Here is a 17,186-nt window from a genome sequence, read left to right as displayed (position 1 = left end):
AGGAAAGAAGGAAAGAAAAGATGCAGTCTTTGGCAAAGGAAGTAAAGCAGGAGCTTACTGGACGGATCGTTCCGTTCTGGGAGGGCTTAAGAGATGAGGAATACGGCGGATTTTACGGCTATCAGGACTTTGATCTGAACGTGCAGAAAACGTATGAGAAGGGCTGCATCTTAAACAGCAGAATTCTCTGGTTTTTCTCGAATGCGTACCTGACCTTAAAGGACGAGAAGCTGCGCGCCGATGCGGAGCATGCGTACCGCTTTATGAAACAGGCGTGTGTGGACCGCGAGTACGGTGGCGTGTTCTGGTCTGTCACCTACGACGGAAAACCGCTCGATACGACAAAGCATACGTACAATCAGGCATTTGCAATTTATGCGCTGTCTACGTATTTTGATGCGACGGGCGACACCGAGGCGCTGGAGCTGGCAAAATCGCTGCAGCAGATCATCGAGACACACTGCACCGACGAGTACGGTTATCTCGAGGCATTTACCCGCGATTTCAAGCCGGAGAGCAATGAAAAGCTCTCGGAGAACGGCGTCATGGCAGAGAAGACCATGAATACGCTGCTGCATGTTTTCGAAGCATATACCGAGCTGTACCGCGTGACAAAGGATCCGTTTACCGGTGACCGTCTCCGCTTTATGATGGATCTCTTCGCGGATAAAGTATACAACAAAGAAAAAGGCCGTCAGGAAGTATTTTTCGACCGGACATGGAATACGCTGATTGATCTGTATTCTTATGGCCATGATATCGAGACTTCCTGGCTGATCGACCGGGGTACAGAAGTACTCGGCGATCCGGCTTACCGGGAAAAACTGCTGCCGATCACCGGAGAGATTGCGGAAAATATCTACAATACGGCATACAAAAATCATTCGCTGATGAATGAGTGCGAGCGCGGTGTGGATGATACCACAAGAGTCTGGTGGGTACAGGCAGAAGCTGTCGTTGGATTTTTAAATGCATGGCAGAAAAAACCGGAGGAAACAAAGTATCTCGATGCGGCAAAAGACATCTGGGGCTACATCAAGGAATATGTGATCGACAAACGAGAGGGGTCTGAGTGGTTCTGGTGCGTGAATGCAGACGGAAGCCCGATTCATGAGCCGATTGTAGAACCGTGGAAATGCCCGTATCACAATGGACGTATGTGTATGGAAGTAATTGGGAGGTTAAAAGATGCTGAATAAACAGTATTATGTGGAAAAAGCCAAGGTAGACCGCCTTGTGGCAAGAAAGAACACAAAAGCAGATTTTTACAACGGTATTTATGACCGCTATGAGTATCCGGTGCTGACAAGAGAGTTCGCTCCTGTTCACTGGAGATATGATCTGGATGAGGAGACGAATCCGTACTTTATGGAGCGTCTCGGCATCAACGCTGTGATGAACTCCGGCGCGATTTATCTGAATGGAAAGTATTATCTCGTTGTCCGCGTGGAGGGCAATGACAGAAAATCTTTCTTTGCTGTTGCAGAGAGTGATACTGGTATCGACGGATTCCATTTCTGGGATTACCCGGTTGTGCTGCCGGATACCTGCGCAGAGGAAACCAACGTTTATGACATGCGTCTGACCCAGCACGAGGACGGCTGGATTTACGGAGTGTTCTGCTCTGAGAGCAAGGACAAAAACGATCCGGATCTGTCCGCGGCTGTTGCTGAGGCTGGTATCGTAAGAACGAAAGACCTGAAGACCTGGGAGCGTCTGGACAACCTGAAAACCTTACGTTCTCCGCAGCAGAGAAACGTTGTTCTGCATCCGGAGTTCGTAGACGGAAAATATGCCTTCTACACCCGTCCGATGGATGGTTTCATTGAGACCGGAAGCGGCGGAGGAATCGGCTTCGGACTCTGCGATGATATCACACACGCTGTCATCGACGAGGAGAAGATCATCAGCAAACGTATTTATCATACCCTGACCGAGTCCAAAAACGGTGCCGGAGCAGTGCCGATCCGCGGTAAGAAATGCTGGATCAACATTGCACACGGTGTAAGAAATACAGCAGCAGGCCTTCGCTACGTTCTGTATGTCTTCGGTACCGATCTGAACGATCCGTCCAAAGTCATTGCAGAGCCGTCCGGTGTATTCCTGGTTCCGCTTGGAAAAGAGAGAGTCGGAGACGTTTCCAACGTTGTATTTACAAACGGCGCGATTGCGCGTGAGAACGGAGAGGTTTACATCTACTATGCATCCTGCGATACAAGAATGCATGTAGCAACCACCACAATCGACAAACTCGAGGACTATCTGTTCAACACACCGCAGGATCCGCACAGATCCCCGGACTGCGTAAAACAGAGATGCGAGCTGATCTCCAAAAACCTGGAGCTGCTGAAAAACGAGAAATAAAAGCGTCCGCTACGGCGCATCGGGATCTGTAAAGGTCATGAAAACCTGGAAAGTGTTTCGAGAAGAACCGAAACGTCAACGGGTTTCGCGATATGGGCGTTCATGCCGGATTCCAGTGCTTTTCGGCGGTCCTCTTCAAACGCGTTTGCCGTCATGGCGACAATCGGGATTTCCCCGCGTTTTCCCGGGAGTGCACGGATCGCTTCTGCGGCCTGATAGCCGTTCATGTTCGGCATCTGAATATCCATCAGAATAACATTGTAATAATCTTCTGGTGCGTTCTGGACTGCTTTTAAGCAGAGGGCGCCGTCTTTTACGTGCTCGGCGTGAATGCCGTTTTCTTCCAGAACGGTGAGTACAATTTCTGCATTCAGGTCATTATCCTCGGCAAGCAGCACGCGTTTTTCGGAAAGCGTCTGCAGGGACTGCTCGAGAATCTCGTCTTTATGCTGGTGAGCCGCAAGCTGTTCTTCGGTCGGAAGTCCAAACGTGAGGCAGACCGTAGTTATTGTTCCGGCACCGAGTTCGCTTTCCACATCGATCGTTCCGCCCATCAGATTCACGAGGGATTTGACGATCGGAAGGCCGAGGCCGGTTCCGGTGATGTGGCTTTCGGTGGAGGAATGTTCTCTTGTAAATTCTTCAAAAATATGCGGCAGATACTCTTTGCTCATGCCGATGCCGTTGTCCTTCACGGTGATGCGGTAGGAGGCAAAGCCCTTCCTTGGTGCCGGTGTCTCTTCGATTTTTACGGAAATTTTTCCGCCCTCCGGCGTATACTTGATGGAGTTGCTGATGATATTCAGCAGAATCTCCCGTATTTTTGTCCGGTCGCAGAGGATGGCATCGTGTTCCACCGTGTTGTAACAGAGATAGGAAAGATTTTTGCTTTTTAACGAAGGCTCAAACACTGCATTCAGGGAATTGATCAGCTCGCTGTAGCTGCCGAGCTCGATTTTCAGCGAGGCCTTACCGCTCTCAATGCGCGCCATCTCAAGCACGTAGTTGATCAGGGAGAGCAGAAAACTGCTGGAGGACTTGATTTTTGCAATGTAGTCGACCGCGCGGTCCTTCTCGTCGATGTGCTTTTCCAGCAGATCCGAGAAACCGATGATGGCATTCATCGGGGTTCGGATGTCGTGGCTCATGTTGAACAGAAAACGTGTTTTTGCTTCGTTGGCAGACTGTGCTTCCTGTACGGCTTTTTCCAGTTCTGCTGCGTGAATCTCGTCTTTATAGCGGCGCATCTGGAACTGCAGAAAACCAATAGAGGCAAGCAGGGAAAGGATGAGTCCGAGTGCAAAGGAAACAAAAACCTGCAGCGGACTGAGCCAGCCGTTTTTCGGTACAATTTCAAAATGCCAGGTGTCGTTCGGCACGGTGCAGAGAACTTCGATGGCATCGGAACGCCGGGAATTGCCGGAGTGTGCGATGGAAACGTGTTCGCCGGTGGCCGGAGAAATTTTCCAGAGTTCGTAGGTGTAGCCGGCTTCTTCCAGTGTATCCAGTTCAATTTCGTTCAGAAACGATTCCCAGTCGAGAACGAGAATCGAAAAGCCCCAGAAGGTCTGGTCACCGTTGGCATCGGTGGTATAAATCGGGTCAAAGAGCAGTGCTCCGATGTCGCCCTGCTGCAGCTCAAACGGTCCTGCAATCGTGTATTCGCCGCTCTCTTTGGCAAGGCGTGCCTCCTGTTTCCGGGCAGGATGCTCGAGCATGTTAAGTCCGAGTGCGGCTTCGTTTCCGCTCATCGGATAAATCAGTGTGACAATGCCGTCCTTTGCAAGCTCATGTGCTTTGATGACATTCTGGTCGTCCTGCATCAGCGAGGAGAGGACGGAAAACTCTTCGTCATTGACGGTATAACCGGCTTCAATCATGTGTTTCATCAGATTGGATTCGGCAAGATAATGGTTTAACTGCGATTTCACGCGGCCGATGGTCGTCTGTGCGGTATAGTCAGCTTTCAGCTTTGCTTCCTTTAACTGATTCTGATACAGAAAAACGGCGCAGAGCTCGACAAGAAAAAATGTAATAAAAAACAGCAGAAGCGCCTGAAATCGAATCTGTTTTTGCGTTAATTTTGTTTTCATATCGGATGCTCATCTAAATTCGTAATATTTCCGGCTTTTTCAGGTGATTTTTTTGAGTAAAAACGAAGGCCGGAGTTAAAAATATTATATCGGATTTACCCTGGGATTTCAATAAAAGAAGCGTTAAGTTTGAAAGAGAACGGGATGAAATGAATGGGAAATGTAATGCATAAGAAGAAAATTGCCAGAATGGGCGGAGAATGGAATTGCCAGATAGTTGCTCATTATATCAAAATCATTTATAATAGGGACAGACGACACAGAATGAAGGATTGACAATACAATGGACTATGTGATTTTTGACCTGGAATGGAACCAGTGTCCCTATGGAAAAGGAAAAGAGAACCCGAAGCTGCCATTTGAGATTATTGAGATCGGCGCGGTGAAGATGGATGGTGAGCGGAATGTGCTGGGAACGTTTCACCGGATTGTAAAACCGGTGGTCTACCAGCATCTCCATCACCGGACGCGCGAGGTCGTCGGACTGACAGAAGAGGATCTGCAGAACGGAATCCCATTTGCGCAGGCCGTGCAGGAATTTTTTGCATTCTCCGGCGGTGCGTGCATGTTCGGCACCTGGGGACCGGGAGACCTGACGGAGCTCCAGCGGAACATGAAATTTTATAACCTCCTGTCGCTGATCCGCGGGCCGATTCATTTTTACGATGTACAGAAACTGTTCGCGATCCAGTACGAAACGATGAAGAGCCGCCGGGCGCTCGAGTACGCCGCCGACTTCCTCCATCTCCCGAAGGACGAGCATTTTCATCAGGCGCTTTCGGATGCAAAATATACGGCCGACATTTTTGCGCGCATCGATATGGATGTTGTGCTGGCGTACGACTCGATCGACGTATATCAGAACCCGAAATCGAAAAAAGAGGAGATCCACGCCGTCTATAATGGCTACACGAAATTCATCTCCCGCGAATTCGACACAAAAGAAGAAGCCATGCACGACCGCGAGGTCTGCAGCACGCACTGCTGCATCTGCGGGAAAACGGCAAGAAAACGCTTACGCTGGTTTTCGGCCGGCGGGAAAAACTACTACTGCGTAGCCTGGTGCCCGGAGCACGGATATTTGAAAGGCAAAGCCCGCATGAAACATTCGGATGAAGGAAAACTCTTCGTCGTGAAAACCATCCGCATCAGCAGCGAACAGGAGGCGGGGGAAATCCGGCAGAAGAAAGAGAACCTGCGGAAGAAGAGGAATCAGAAGAGGAAAGAAATGTAAGAAAGGCAGAGGAAATGGAAACGGGATAAAAGGTTTCATTTCTTCTGCCTTTTTAATTGGAAAACAGAGCGGGATCGGTTATAATAAAAATTGAAGAAACTATCGATAAAAGCAGGTTTGTCGGTAGTTTTCTGTTATAGAAAAGAAATGGGGGCAGAGCCGGAGATGATGCATGTGGAAGCGGTGGATCGGGAAGGGCTGCGAAGAAGAGTAAAAGATCCCTTCTATCAGAATACAATATCCATTCTTGCTATGGAGAATGATCAGGTTCTTGGGCGGATTGAGTATCATTTTTACGGATGTATGCAGGACGGTTACCGGATGGCGTATGTGGACTGGGTTTATGTGCTGCCGGAAGCCAGACATAAAGGCGTTGCGCAGGGGCTGTTTCAGGAGATGGAAAAAGACTGCAGGAAACATGGGATTAACCAATATTATCTGATTCGGGCGACAAATCCAAATGCAGATAAATTTTATCACAGCTTTGAAAACGCAGAGCTTGATGAGGAGCCGTTTTTACGGAAAGAACTGAAAGAATAAGAAAAGACAAAAGGACGAAAAACAATGGCAAAATTATATTTCCGCTACGGCGCGATGGGCAGTTCGAAATCTGCTAATATTTTGATGGTTCGCTATAATTATGAGGAGCGCGGGCAGTATGCTGTCCTGTTGAAGCCGCGGACGGACAACCGCGACGGAGAACATGAAATCAAGTCCCGCATCGGGCTGGAGGCACCGGCGGAATATGTGGATGAATTTTTAAAAGAAATTTCAGAGACCTGGAGTACAGACAGCGGGGAATACCGGTATCACGGAAAGAAAGTGGATGCGGTTCTGATCGACGAGGCGCAGTTTCTTTCTCCGGAGGAAGTTGATACGCTTTCGGACATCGTGGATTTTTATGGGATTCCGGTTCTCTGCTACGGTCTGCGTGCGGACTTCCAGACACATCTGTTTCCGGGTTCGAGAAGATTGATGGAAATCGCTGACATCATCGAGGAAGTCCCAACGGTCTGCTGGTGCGGAAGACGGGCGCAGTGCAATACGAGATACGCAGACGGAAAAATCGTTCGGGAAGGCGCGCAGATTTTCCTTGGATCGAACGAGAGTTATGTGGCGCTTTGCAGGAAACATTATAAAGAAGGAAAGCTGTGGAAGGAAGATGAGTAAGATAACAATATATGAAGTACAGGAGAGAATGCCGCGGATGGAAACGCTGGTGGAACTGTGGGAAGCTTCCGTCCGTGCGACACATCATTTTCATCGTTAATAGGAGCTTCTTTTGCAACAACATCCATTCGTATCAGTTTATCAAGAATATCCACAAGAGCAGGTCCGCTGGAAACATTTGATTGCTGCAATATAATCTTTTCTGGGATAATACTCCGTTTTGCACCATGCTTTTTATCGCTGGGGAACATCAGAAAAAGGATATGGAAAAAAGCCGATGGAGATGTTTTTGATTAAAAAACTTTAGGAATAACAGCAGGGGAGAGTGAAATGAAAAAAATATTTTTAATGAGGCATTCCATCCCGGAAAAAGGGGATATGCCGAATGAGCAGATTCCTCTATCGGAAGAGGGAAAAGAGCTTGCTGTATCAAAAAGAAATATATTTTCAAATGTGGACAGATGCTTTTCTTCACCTTATCGGAGAGCAATGGAAACGGCTGAATTCATCGCAGATCACCCGGTCATTGTGAAGGAGCTGCATGAAAGAACGATCGGGGATGCCAGGGAGGATTTCTGGCTGAAACAGTATGAAGATCACGATTTTCGCAATCCGGGCGGGGAATCGTTAAATCAAGTGAAGGTGCGGATGAAAACCGCGATCGATTCTATCGTCGGACAGATGGAAGAAGGAGAAACAGCACTCGTGGTTTCTCATGCGACGGCGATCTGTGCATATTTGCTTTCTTACTGTGAAATTGAAGTGAAAGATGCGGAAAACAAAGTAAGAAAAATATCCTTCCATGGAAAAGAAATCCTGAATGGCAGATTTCAGCCGGCAGATGGATTTGAAATCCTTTTTGAAAACGATATTTTTTCGGATATTCGTGTTATGGGGAGAGAAAAATGAAAACATTATATTTGATCGGCGGAACGATGGGCGTTGGCAAGACGACGGTAAGTCAGCAGCTGAAAAAAGATCTGGCGAACAGCGTTTTTCTTGACGGCGACTGGTGCTGGGACGCCGATCCGTTTCAGGTGACGGATGAGACGAAAGAGATGGTGATGGACAACATCTGTTATCTGCTGAATAACTTTCTGCATTGCAGCGCTTATGAAAACGTTATTTTCTGCTGGGTGATGCATGAGCAGAGTATTGTTGATGAAATCGTCAGTAAGCTGGACACGGAAGAATGCAGAGTGATTAAAATTTCGCTGATCGTGGATGAAGCAAATTTGCGGAAGCGGTTATTATCCGACATCGCAAATAAGATTCGTACGGAAGAGATTATGGACAAAAGCATTGCACGAATTCAGATGTATCAGGTACTTGATACGGTAAAAATTGATACGAGTAATAAGAGTGTCTGTGAAATTACAGAGGAAATTGCAGCACTTTAAGATCAAAAAACAAGGAGCCAAACCAAAATGACCGAACGAATCATAGACAATGAACTCCGGCTGATCCCATATTACAGGAATGACGAGGCCTCTCTTCCGTGGTATCAGGATCTGGACGTGTGTAGGCAGGTGGACAACCGGGAGAAGCCGTATGATGTGGAGCTGTTGCATCGGATGTATGATTATCTTACCGCGCACGGTGACTGCTATTATATAGAATATAAGGGCGTGCTGGTGGGAGATGTTTCGCTGAGAGAGAATAGTGAAATCGCTGTCGTTGTCTGTAAAGAATACCAGAATCAGCATATTGGAAGACGGTGCGTTCTGGAGATGCTGAAGCTTGCAAGAGAAAAGGGAATGGAGCGGGTAAAAGCCAATATTTATTCTTTTAATGGACAAAGCCAGCGCATGTTCCAGTCGGTCGGATTTGAGAAAACGGCGGAGGAATGGTATGAGTCTAAGCTGTAAGTGATTGCAGAGAAAGAGAGAAGAAATGAACATAAAATACAATCAGCTGTGCATTAGAAATGCCGAAAAGAAAGATTGTGAACAATTAGCCGTCTGGTGGAACGATGGAACCGTCATGGCCCACGCCGGATTTCCAAACGGGCTTGGGACAAGCGCAGCGGAAATTGAAAAACAGATTGCCGACGACAGCGATGAAACAAGACGAAGACTCATCATAGAATACAACGATGTGCGAATCGGCGAAATGAGTTTCTATGTATTCGAAAATCATCGATATGAAATCGGAATCAAAATCTGCGAATCCGATTACCAGGAAAAAGGCATTGGAAGAGTTGTACTGAGCATGCTCATAGAAGAATTGTTCCGCATGGGAGCCAACGTTATTTTTCTTGATACCAACCTCAAAAACACAAGAGCACAGCATGTCTACGAAAAACTCGGCTTCCGCAAAATCGCAGTCCATTACAATTCCTGGAAAAATCAGCTGGGGGAAATGGAATCTTCTGTCGACTATGAGCTGACGGCGGATGAGTTTTGCAATCTGAAATAGAAATTGTAAAATAAATGAGGGACGAGTGTAAAGAAAGTTCGATGGGAGAAAGAAGTATGGTATCTTTGACATTGTCTAAAAAAGAAATGGGTTTTCACTGGGTAAGGTTTATGCCTGACAGGACTTGCTCGTTTCTTTTTTTGCTTTATAAACGATTATAATTTATCCATTGCGGCAGTGTTAATGTAAAAACAGCAAGTCCTCTTGACAATGTGATTAGCCTGAACTAACATGAAGCTATAAGAAACATAAACGGTAGTCTGAGGAGGAATGTGAGATGCTGTTGTTGCAAAACATATTATACTGTCTTCTGTTTATTCTGATGGTAAAGTGTCTGGTAAGAAATGATGGAATGAACTGTGTTTATTTTTACCCAAAGGAATATATAGAAGAAGCCGATAAACGTGGACTGATCGACAAAGATGCGGTCATGAAAAAAGGAAAGCAGGTTATGATTTCATTTTGCATCATTTTGTTCGTGGTGCTGATCGCGATCATTTTTGTCTGGAATAAAGTCACCGATTTCAAGACGGCATATCTCCAATCCTACCTCTTCCTTGTGGTGATGAACTGGTTCGACGGAATTATGCTTGACCGGGTGTGGGTTGGACACAGTAAAATATGGGAGATCAAAGGAATGGAAGGGATTCCGTACATAAAACCATGGAAAACCGTGCTGACAAAACGAGACCTGGCGACGATTCTGTATCTGATCATTGCACTTGTGACAGCTGGGATTGTAGTGCTGGTTGGGAAAATCTGTTAAGAGACAGCATTGAAAAAAAGAGAAGAATATTATATACTACTCATGAGTAGTATTTTTGCGTAAGGGACTTTCGGAATATATAGGAAGTTAAATATCTCTGTTTTACTGGAGCAAATCAGTAAAACAGAGATATTTTTATGCCGCAGGCGTACCAAATTTGATTCGAAAAATTTTTGGCATTGAGAACGAAGGACGGAGACGGTATAATGGAAGCAGAATTTTAACATCAGTAGACAAGAAGCCCCCCGCTTCTAAAGCGGTGGGATGAATTGTTAAAAGAAACATAACAGCAGTGGCGGGCGGAGAGAAATCGGTATCCTCCATTGACATGAGGTAAGTCACAGTCGAACTATTTTCGACATGTCAGACTCCGTGAAAATACCGACTGTGAGTTGAAACAACAGAAAAGGTATAAAACATGAGATATCAGATCAGAAATGCCAGAGTCCAGTTTGGCGCAGACACGATTTTAAACAGTGTGAATTTCGAAATTCACGACATAGAAAAAATTGCAATTGTCGGCAGAAACGGATGCGGAAAAACGACGCTTCTGCGGCTGATTGCCGGGGATATTGAGATGAGTAATCTGGACAGCGACGAGAGCTGCGGAATTACGATGAGCGGAAAACAGAACATCGGTTTTTTGCGCCAGATTAATTTTACCGATGGAGATGTGCCGGTAAAAGAGGAGCTGGAGAAGGCTTTCTCAGAAGTCTTTGCGTGCGAGGCACGAAAAAAGGAAATCGAAAAGCTGCTCGCCGAGACGGAAGATCACAAAAAGCTGCTGGCGGAGTACGATTTTCTGGAGCGGAGAATCGAGAGTCTGCACGGGTACAGCTGGAAAAAAGATATGGAAACGATGTTTCAGAAATTTGGTTTTGCGCTCGAAGATCTGGAAAAACCGATCGGTGAATTTTCGGGCGGACAGCAGACAAAAATTGCCCTAATTCAGCTCCTCTTACAGCGCCCGGACATCCTGCTTCTGGACGAGCCGACCAACCACCTCGACATCGCTGCAGTGGAGTGGTTGGAAAATTATCTGAAAAGCTACGAAAATGCCGTTATCATTGTATCACATGACCGCATGTTTCTGGACCGCGTGATTGATGTGACGTATGAAATCGAATACGGTGACATCAAACGGTATCCGGGAAATTATTCGGCATTTGTGAAACAAAAAGAAGAAGCACAGATCAAACAGGAAAAAGACTATGAAGCGCAGCAGAAGGAAATCGAGCGTCTGACGGCGTGGATTGAAAAATGGAAAAACACACCGACAAAAGTTGCGGCCACCCGTTCGAAACGAATGGCGATCGAGCACATGGTAAAAATTGAGAAACCGCGGCGGTTTGACACGAGGACATTCCACGCCTTATTCCATCCGGTACGCGAAAGCTATACGGATGTGCTCACGATGAAGAAACTGAAAATCGGATACGATACCGTCCTGAGCGAGGTTTCGGCCGTCATCAAAAAAGCAGAACGGATTGTGATCATCGGAGAAAACGGAAAAGGAAAGTCGACGCTTCTGAAAACCGTTGTGGGCGAAATCAAGGCATTAGGCGGAAGCTATCAGTTTGGAAACCGCGTGGATTTTGCCTACTTCGATCAGCACCAAGCAGTCAACCAGAAATTCGACCCGGAGCAGACGGTGCTCGACTATTTCTGGAGTCTTTATCCGAACCTGCTTCGCAACGATGTCCGAAGCGCACTGGGAGCCTTTCTGTTTTCCGGTGAGGATGTCGAAAAGAAAATGGGGCAGCTCTCCGGCGGTGAAAAAGTGCGGCTGGAGCTCTGCCGGATTTTCTATACGAAACCGAATTTCCTGATCCTGGACGAGCCGACGAATCACATGGATCTGGCGGGAAAAGAAGCGCTGGAAAAAATGCTGACCAGCTACGAGGGAACCGTTCTGTTCGTATCGCACGACCGTTATTTCATCAACCAGGTGGCAACCGGCATTCTGGAGTTCGGCGAGAGCGACGTACAATTTTACGGAATGAATTATGCACAGTATCTCGAAGAAATCAAACGGCAGACACCGGGCAGAGAAACGGGAAATGCGGGAGGAATTGTACGGAAATCAGCCGACGTTCCGACACTGGATGATGTGTTTGACAAAAAGAAATATTATAATCCGGGAAAAATTCTGTCCCGCTTAAAACGGCAGCTCGAAAAATACGAGGAGCAGCTTGCGGAGAGTGAGAGCAGAATGTCAGAACTTCAACTGGAAATGATGGACCCGGAACTTTCCGCAGATTACGAACGGCTGATGGAGCTTCAGACGAAAATAGACGAAGAAAATCAGACACAGGAATCCCTGCTGGAACGCATGATGGAAACGGAACTGGAACTCGAAGAGATGGAAACACAGGACGAATAGAGAGGTGAGTACCATAGAAAAGATAGATCAGTCTAAAAATGGACTATCATGAAAATGAAGTTTTTCTCGTTTTAGGATATTCGGTTTGTTATATTTTGTAAAGTATTCTGCACCCATGACTGGTATGCATTCGTAAGCGGGGCTGAAATCTTTCGGATAAAAAAGTCAAATTTTGTTGACAACCCCGAAGACATTTGATAGTATTTATCAAGTAATGTAATATTCCATGAGGGAGTAGTTAGCACGAATGTGTGATTTGTCAACATTCTGATTATAAGAAAAGAGTATAATCTGGCAAATCTTAAATAATGAGACTCATGTATATCGATGAATCACCGGTGTATCGCATATCGGATGTTCCTTGATATACATGAGTCTTTTTTTGCGGATAATGAGTAAAACCTGCTTCTGTTAACGATACTATTTTGGAATATATGCTTGGAAAACAAAGGAGGAAAACATGGAAAATTTCATCAACAACGCCCCGTTTGCTCTTGTGCTTGTCTGTCTCGTCATCGGTTTTGTCCTGCTGATCAAAGGTGCGGACTTTTTCGTAGAAGGAAGCTCAAGCGCAGCAAAGAGACTGCACGTTCCGTCGATCATCATCGGACTGACCATTGTTGCCATGGGAACATCACTTCCGGAGACCGCGGTCAGTGTATCGGCTTCACTTACCGGCAACAACGAGCTCGCAGTCAGTAATGTCATCGGTTCCAATATCTTTAACCTGATGGTTGTCATCGGTGTCTGTGCCGTACTGACTACCGTAGAAGTCGCAAAGGAAACCATCAAAAGAGACATCCCGCTGTCCCTGATCTGCGCCGGACTTTTAATGGTTTTAGGAATCAGCGGACTCGGCGATAAATCCGGTATGATGCTCGGTCACCTGGACGGCGTGATCTTAATTGGATTCTTTGCAGGTTACATTGTCTACATGGTTCAGATTGCATTAAAGGCAAACCGCGAAGGAAAAAAAGTCGAAATTGAAGGCGGTTCCGACGAGGACATCAAGCTGCTTTCCGTTCCGAAGAGTATCGTGTTCATCGTCGGCGGAGCAGTCGCCATTGCAGTCGGCGGAGATGTGACCGTAGATGCCGCAGCGAGAATTGCGGGCGATCTCGGAATGAGCCAGACTCTGATCGGACTGACCATTGTTTCCATCGGAACTTCCCTTCCGGAACTCGTAACTTCTATCGTTGCTGCGAGAAAGAATGAAGTTGATATGGCACTTGGCAATGCGATCGGTTCTAATATCTTCAACATTCTTATGGTACTTGGCATTGCATCCGCAATCAGCCCGATGGCCATCATTACGGAAAATATAATTGATTTGTGTGTATTGATCGTATTCACGGTATGTGTATGGATTTTTGCAGGAACCAAAAAGAAAATCGGAAGAGTCGAAGGTTTCTGTATGGTCGCATTTTATGCCGCATATGCCATTTATATCATTATAAGATAAGGGGAATGGAAAATGGTGTTATTTCTAAAGGTGTTTCTTACCGAGTTCATCGCAGAGATGGGCGATAAGACGCAGCTCATGCTGATTGCGCTTACTTCGAAGTACAAGCTGAAAGACATTATCCTGGGAACCGCAGCCGCGATTCTGGTACTGAATGGAATGGCGGTTCTCGCAGGCGGCCTCGTCAGCGAATTCATTCCGGACTGGCTGATTAAGACGATTGCAGCACTCGCATTTCTTTACTTCGCAGCATCCACCATTTCCGGTGATGATGACGAGGAAGAGGAAGAAGGCGGCAAATCCAAAATTCGGTTCGCACCGCTCGCCGTTTTCTGTACGTTCTTCGTAGCAGAGCTCGGAGACAAAACACAGCTTACCGCAATCACCTTTGGTGCAAATGAAGGTATGGGATCCGCATTCGTTGTATGGATCGGATGTTCTCTCGGACTGTTCGCAGCGGATATTCTCGGAATGCTGGTCGGCTACCTCTTAAAGAGCAAGACACCGGATGGGCTGCTGAATACACTGGCGTTTGTCATCTTTTCAATTTTCGGTGTATACACACTTTACCAGGGACTGAAACTGATCAGCGCAAGCGTCTGTCCACTGCCGGTATGGCCGGTACTGATCGCAGCAACGGCTGTTTTTGTTGTTGTATGTGTCTGTCTTTTTGTGAAAAGAGAGAAGAAAAAAGCAAAATAAAAACTGCGTGCCGCATACTCATGATTTTGATGAGAAATGCGGCGCGTATTTTTTATGCGGCAAAATGAAAGTTTACCATTGAAGCATTTATAGGGTATAATATTTTGTAACTATTCAGAGCCCCATCTCGCCATATGAAATTCCAGAAAAATAGCTCATTCATGTAAACATGATTCGCGATTTTTCTTCCATTTCGCATGGCTCTGAATAGTTACAATATTTTCAAATCATTATTTACGAGGATGAAGGATAATAACATGTCTGATTTTAGTATCAACGAAATGCAGGAAATGCAGAAAGCGGGAAAAATGCGGACTGAAAAACAGAAGACCGGAATTGTATGGGATTCTCACAGGAGGACGAAAGTGAAAAACCGGAAGCTGCGTGGGAAAATCCTGTCCTTGTGATAGTCAGAGGGATCAAGTATAATGAGTCATATAAAATGTTGACGGGAGGGATTTGCATGGGAAGTTATCTGAATCCGGGAAATGAAGCATTTGCGGTTGCATTAAATTCTGAGATTTATGTTGATAAAACAGGACTGCTGACTTATACGAATAAAGTCATGAACACTCTGCAGGGATATATCTGCAACAGCCGCCCGCGGCGGTTTGGAAAATCAATTACGGCAAACATGCTCACCGCGTATTACAGCAAGGGCTGCAGTTCGAAAGAAATGTTTTCCGGGCTGGAAATCAGCAGGGCAAAGGATTTTGAAAAACATCTGAATCAGTATGATGTGCTCCACTGGGATATCCAATGGTGTATGGAACCGGCAGGCGGACCGGAGCGGATTGTTTCTTATATCTCAGAAAAAACGATTTCGGAGTTAAAAGAATATTATCCCCATATACTTCCAGAAGAAATCCGGTCACTGCCGGAGGCGCTGTCACGGATCAACGCGGCATCCGGGACAAAATTTATTGTGATTATAGACGAATGGGATGTTCTGATTCGTGACGAGGCGGCGGATCTCAAAACACAGGAAGAATATATCAATTTTCTGCGGGCGATGTTCAAAGGGACGGAGCCGACAAAATATATTCAACTGGCATATCTGACAGGTATTTTGCCTGTAAAAAAAGAAAAGACACAGTCGGCGCTGAACAATTTCAAAGATTATTCGATGCTGCATGCCGGGCCGATTGCACCATATGTAGGTTTTACAGAAACAGAAGTTCAAAAACTATGTGAAGTATATGGTCAGAAGTTTGAAGAAGTCAAACGATGGTACGACGGTTATCAGATTGGGAAATATCATGTATACAATCCAAATGCCGTTGTGAACCTGATGCTCGAAGGCGAATTCCAGAGCTACTGGTCCGGAACCGCATCCTATGAGGCGATTGTTCCGCTGATCAATATGGATTTTGATGGCCTGAAAAGTGCCGTAATCGAAATGCTTTCAGGAGATCATGTTCCGGTTGATGTTACCTCTTTTCAGAACGATACCGTTAGCTTCGCCAATAAAGACGATGTGCTGACGTATCTGATTCACCTTGGATATCTGGCCTATGACCGGACATTTAGAACTGCTTTTATTCCGAATGAGGAAATCCGTCAGGAATTGATTCTGGCAACGAAAAGGAAAAAATGGAATGAGTTGATTGTATTTCAAAAAGAATCAGAGCAGCTTCTGAAAGATACAATTCAGATGAATGGAAACGCAGTAGCAAAAGAAATTGAAAAAATTCACAGGGAATATACTTCTGTGATTCAGTATAACAATGAAAACTCACTCAGCAGTGTTCTGTCCATTGCCTATTTGAGTTCCATGCAATACTATTTCAAACCAATCCGCGAATTTCCCGCGGGTCGTGGATTTGCAGACTTTGTGTTTATTCCAAAGCCGGAGTTTCAGAATTATTACCCGGCGCTTGTTGTGGAACTGAAATGGGACAAAAGCGTCAGAGCAGCATTAGATCAGATCAGAGACAGAAAATATCCGGAGTCTGTTGCATGCTATGCAGGGGAGCTTTTGCTGGTGGGAATTAACTACAATGAAAAAACAAAAGAACATGAATGCCGGATTGAAAAGTATGAAAAATAAGGGCATATTTCAATTTCAGTTTACAGAGATAAGAGAGTATGGATAAGATAGAGATATATCATTATTTAAAAAGGCAAAATATAGCGTATGAAATTACGGAACATAAGGCAGTTTTCAATATGGAAGAAGCAGATGCTGTTGATTTGCCGTATCCAGAGTGGGGCGCTAAAAATTTATTTGTTCGCGACGATAAAAAACGTAATTATTATTTGATAACGATGAAAGGGAACAAGCGAGTAGATTTGAAAGCGTTTCGCAGGCAACGTGGTCTGCGTGCACTTTCTTTTGCAGCTGCGGAGGAATTATTTGATATTATGAAACTGATACCCGGTGCCGTTACGCCGCTTGGTATTCTAAACGATGCCGAACACAGAGTTCAAGTCTTCATGGACGTGGAATTTGTCGGAAATAAAATTGGTGTTCATCCAAATGATAATACAGCAACCGTTTGGATGCAGGCTGATGATTTAATGAAAATAATTCAGAAGCATGGAAATACTGTGGAATACGCATGTATATAATCGAAAGGTATTGCTAAAAAGTC

Annotated in this window: 16 protein-coding genes; 15 read left to right on the top strand and 1 reads right to left on the bottom strand. The window is 45.6% G+C overall.

All coding sequences use genetic code 11. The features are described 5' to 3' along the window. The first annotated feature begins 20 nt into the window (after positions 1-20). Both DWX32_RS10095 and DWX32_RS10090 read left to right on the top strand, forming a co-directional pair. Positions 21-1,199 (top strand): AGE family epimerase/isomerase, encoded by a 1,179-nt coding sequence (locus DWX32_RS10095; RefSeq protein WP_055221154.1) that lies wholly within the window; start codon positions 21-23, stop codon positions 1,197-1,199. After that, positions 1,189-2,364: a glycoside hydrolase family 130 protein gene (locus tag DWX32_RS10090; protein ID WP_022461807.1), complete on the top strand. Its 1,176-nt coding sequence runs from the start codon at positions 1,189-1,191 to the stop codon at positions 2,362-2,364. The genes DWX32_RS10095 and DWX32_RS10090 overlap by 11 nt, the downstream gene beginning before the upstream one ends. A gap of 35 nt (positions 2,365-2,399) precedes the next feature. Here the strand turns inward: DWX32_RS10090 and DWX32_RS10085 are convergent, their stop codons facing one another. Continuing rightward, on the bottom strand, positions 2,400-4,457 hold the full coding sequence (locus tag DWX32_RS10085; protein WP_117761368.1) for an ATP-binding protein: 2,058 nt from the start codon (positions 4,455-4,457) through the stop codon (positions 2,400-2,402). 283 nt (positions 4,458-4,740) lie between these two features. Here DWX32_RS10085 and DWX32_RS10080 point away from each other — a divergent pair, with 283 nt between their 5' ends. From DWX32_RS10080 to DWX32_RS10015, 13 genes are all read left to right on the top strand, one after another. Continuing rightward, entirely contained in the window at positions 4,741-5,691 is a 951-nt protein-coding gene (locus DWX32_RS10080; protein WP_117761367.1) for a 3'-5' exonuclease, read from the top strand. A gap of 165 nt (positions 5,692-5,856) precedes the next feature. Further along, complete coding sequence (locus tag DWX32_RS10075) at positions 5,857-6,231, top strand: GNAT family N-acetyltransferase (protein ID WP_243030644.1); 375 nt, start codon at positions 5,857-5,859, stop codon at positions 6,229-6,231. Positions 6,232-6,255: 24 nt separating this feature from the next. Beyond that, entirely contained in the window at positions 6,256-6,861 is a 606-nt protein-coding gene (locus DWX32_RS10070) for a thymidine kinase (protein ID WP_117802704.1), read from the top strand. A gap of 330 nt (positions 6,862-7,191) precedes the next feature. After that, entirely contained in the window at positions 7,192-7,770 is a 579-nt protein-coding gene (locus tag DWX32_RS10060) for a histidine phosphatase family protein (protein ID WP_118659908.1), read from the top strand. After that, on the top strand, positions 7,767-8,261 hold the full coding sequence (locus DWX32_RS10055) for an AAA family ATPase (protein WP_117510549.1): 495 nt from the start codon (positions 7,767-7,769) through the stop codon (positions 8,259-8,261). The genes DWX32_RS10060 and DWX32_RS10055 overlap by 4 nt, the downstream gene beginning before the upstream one ends. A gap of 27 nt (positions 8,262-8,288) precedes the next feature. Further along, on the top strand, positions 8,289-8,729 hold the full coding sequence (locus tag DWX32_RS10050) for a GNAT family N-acetyltransferase (RefSeq protein ID WP_117510551.1): 441 nt from the start codon (positions 8,289-8,291) through the stop codon (positions 8,727-8,729). A 25-nt stretch (positions 8,730-8,754) separates the two neighbouring features. Then, a complete protein-coding gene (locus DWX32_RS10045; RefSeq protein ID WP_118659907.1) occupies positions 8,755-9,279 on the top strand; it encodes a GNAT family N-acetyltransferase in 525 nt (174 codons plus the stop codon). 277 nt (positions 9,280-9,556) lie between these two features. After that, a complete protein-coding gene (locus DWX32_RS10040; protein ID WP_118659905.1) occupies positions 9,557-10,045 on the top strand; it encodes a hypothetical protein in 489 nt (162 codons plus the stop codon). A 418-nt stretch (positions 10,046-10,463) separates the two neighbouring features. Continuing rightward, positions 10,464-12,428 carry an ABC-F family ATP-binding cassette domain-containing protein gene (locus tag DWX32_RS10035; RefSeq protein WP_118659903.1) on the top strand — a complete coding sequence of 655 codons (1,965 nt, stop codon included), beginning with the start codon at positions 10,464-10,466 and terminating at the stop codon, positions 12,426-12,428. 460 nt (positions 12,429-12,888) lie between these two features. After that, a complete protein-coding gene (locus tag DWX32_RS10030; RefSeq protein WP_117510557.1) occupies positions 12,889-13,890 on the top strand; it encodes a calcium/sodium antiporter in 1,002 nt (333 codons plus the stop codon). Positions 13,891-13,902: 12 nt separating this feature from the next. Then, a complete protein-coding gene (locus tag DWX32_RS10025) occupies positions 13,903-14,592 on the top strand; it encodes a TMEM165/GDT1 family protein (RefSeq protein ID WP_117761361.1) in 690 nt (229 codons plus the stop codon). A gap of 463 nt (positions 14,593-15,055) precedes the next feature. Further along, a complete protein-coding gene (locus DWX32_RS10020; RefSeq protein ID WP_117761360.1) occupies positions 15,056-16,642 on the top strand; it encodes an AAA family ATPase in 1,587 nt (528 codons plus the stop codon). A 38-nt stretch (positions 16,643-16,680) separates the two neighbouring features. After that, a complete protein-coding gene (locus tag DWX32_RS10015) occupies positions 16,681-17,163 on the top strand; it encodes a prolyl-tRNA synthetase associated domain-containing protein (protein ID WP_055268132.1) in 483 nt (160 codons plus the stop codon). Positions 17,164-17,186 lie beyond the last annotated feature (23 nt).

Source organism: Blautia sp. AF19-13LB (assembly GCF_003479105.1).
In the GTDB taxonomy this organism is placed as follows: domain Bacteria; phylum Bacillota; class Clostridia; order Lachnospirales; family Lachnospiraceae; genus Fusicatenibacter; species Fusicatenibacter saccharivorans.
The sequence above is the reverse complement of the archived record's forward strand: the minus strand, read 5'-3'. Positions and strand labels throughout refer to the sequence as shown.